The sequence below is a fragment of the Burkholderia sp. Ax-1720 genome, assembly GCF_011753035.1.
GTDB lineage: Bacteria > Pseudomonadota > Gammaproteobacteria > Burkholderiales > Burkholderiaceae > Burkholderia > Burkholderia gladioli.
In genome coordinates this window covers 1-1,731 of sequence record NZ_VWWK01000400.1, presented here as the reverse complement: position 1 = coordinate 1,731, position 1,731 = coordinate 1, and the positions used below count along the sequence as shown (strand labels likewise).

Annotated in this window: 3 protein-coding genes and 1 pseudogene; all 4 read left to right on the top strand. The window is 73.5% G+C overall.

What is annotated here, in order from left to right; translation table 11 throughout:
• A pseudogene (locus F3J18_RS37170) lies at positions 1-243 on the top strand (hybrid sensor histidine kinase/response regulator); the annotation flags it as partial.
• Positions 240-650, top strand: a complete 411-nt coding sequence (locus F3J18_RS37165; RefSeq protein ID WP_013691709.1) for a response regulator — start codon at positions 240-242, stop codon at positions 648-650. The pseudogene F3J18_RS37170 and the gene F3J18_RS37165, both read left to right, overlap by 4 nt.
• Entirely contained in the window at positions 622-1,017 is a 396-nt protein-coding gene (locus F3J18_RS37160) for a hypothetical protein (protein WP_025100485.1), read from the top strand. The genes F3J18_RS37165 and F3J18_RS37160 overlap by 29 nt, the downstream gene beginning before the upstream one ends.
• 82 nt (positions 1,018-1,099) lie before the next feature.
• A complete protein-coding gene (locus F3J18_RS37155) occupies positions 1,100-1,438 on the top strand; it encodes an STAS domain-containing protein (protein ID WP_013691711.1) in 339 nt (112 codons plus the stop codon).
• Positions 1,439-1,731: the final 293 nt, after the last annotated feature.

Sequence of the window (1,731 nt, the reverse complement as noted above, 5' to 3'; positions counted from 1 at the left end):
GCCGTGACCGCGCCGGCGCTGCTGGTCGCCGATCCGTCGCGCGGGCGCGACGCGCCGGAAGCGCTGGCGCGGCGGCTGCGAGAAATCGCCGGCCCGGCGCCGATCCTGCTCTACACTGACGACGTTTCGGCCGCCGCGCCGGCGCTCGCGGCCGACCGGCTGCCCAAGCGCGGCACCGACGACGATGCGTTGCTGCGTGCCGCGCGGCGCATCGCCCATACCGACGGAGGACCCCATCGATGAGCTCCACGCTGCACAAGGTGCTCTGCGCCGAGGACGACCCGGACATCCGGGCGATCCTGGAATTCAGCCTCGGCGCGGTCGGCGGCTACGAGGTCCGGCTGTGTCCGGACGGCACCGACGCGCTGGCCGAGGTCGACGCCTTCGCGCCGGACCTGATCCTGCTCGACGTGATGATGCCGACCCTGAGCGGCCCCGACACGATGCGCGCGCTGCGCGAGAAACCGGCGCTGCGCGACACGCCGATCGTGCTGATGTCGGCGCGCGCCTTGCCCGACGAGATCGAGGCGCTGCTCGAGCACGGCGCCACCGGCGTGATCGTGAAACCGTTCGACCCCATGACCCTGCCCGAACACCTGAAGATCTACTGGGACTACGCCCGTGATAAACGCGCCGGACAATCCTCCTGATTTCGAACGCCAGCTTGCCCTGCTGCGCGCGCGTTTCACGGCCGGGCTGGTGGCGCGCCGAGACGAACTGGTCAGTGCCTGGAGCGAATGGAACAGCTTGGCGGCCAGCGCCGACGGCGACCGGCCGCGCGCGGTGCTGGCCATCGCCCTGCACCGGCTGGCGGGCGCGGCGCTCTCCTACGGCTACGAGGCGCTCGGCCAGGACGCCCGCACGCTGGAGGGACGCATCACCGCCGACGGCGCGCGGCCCGAGGGGCTGGCGATGAGCTTCGCCGCGCTGATCGCCGATCTCAGCGACGCCTACTCGGCCGCCTCGGGCGTGCCCCCGGCGGGGCCGCCCGCCGAGCCGCCGCCCGCGGCCCAGTGACGAGACGGCCCCAGGCCGCCGACCGGACGCGCCGCCCGGCTCCCCGAGCCCCGGCGCGCCTGCATCCCACGAGGATCCCACGATGGAATTGTTGACCACCCCCGCCCCTGGCGGCCCGCTGCTGGTCCGCCCGACCGATGCGCACCTCGATGCCGGCAACGTGCAGGCCTTCAAGGACGCCATCGCGCCGCTGCTCGCCCAGGAGGCGCGCATCGTGTTCGACATGTCCTCGCTGAGCTTCGTCGACAGCTCCGGGCTCGGCGCGCTGATCGCCTGCCTGCGCGAGACGCACCGGCGCGGCGGCGACTTCAAGCTGTGCGCGATGACCAAGCCGGTCAACGCGCTGTTCGAGCTGATGCGCATGCATCGCGTGTTCAGCGTGCACGGCTCGACCGATGACGCGCTGGCCGCCTTCGCCTGAGCGCCCCGGCCCGCGGCGGAAGGCGGCGCCGGGCGCGCCGTGTCGTCCGCCGGGGCGGTTCACGATCCCGCCACACTTTCCGCCGATACCCGTGCTGCAATCTTCCGGATATGACGATCCGTCCTCGCCGGCCGCCGCGAACGCGCGGCCCGGCACCCGTCACCCGCGCGCCGCGCAAGGAACGACACGATGGTTCGCTGGCCCGATCTGCGCAGTATGAGGAACCGGTTCTCCGGTCGCCCCGGCGCGCCCGGCAGCCGCCGGGGCGGCACGCGCGCGGCCCGGCCCGCCTC

What these genes read in the sequence shown, in the direction of transcription:
- F3J18_RS37155 (WP_013691711.1), top strand. Translation starts at nt 1,100, where the DNA reads ATGGAATTGTTGACCACCCCCGCCCCTGGCGGCCCGCTGCTGGTCCGC.
- F3J18_RS37165 (WP_013691709.1), top strand. Translation starts at nt 240, where the DNA reads ATGAGCTCCACGCTGCACAAGGTGCTCTGCGCCGAGGACGACCCGGAC.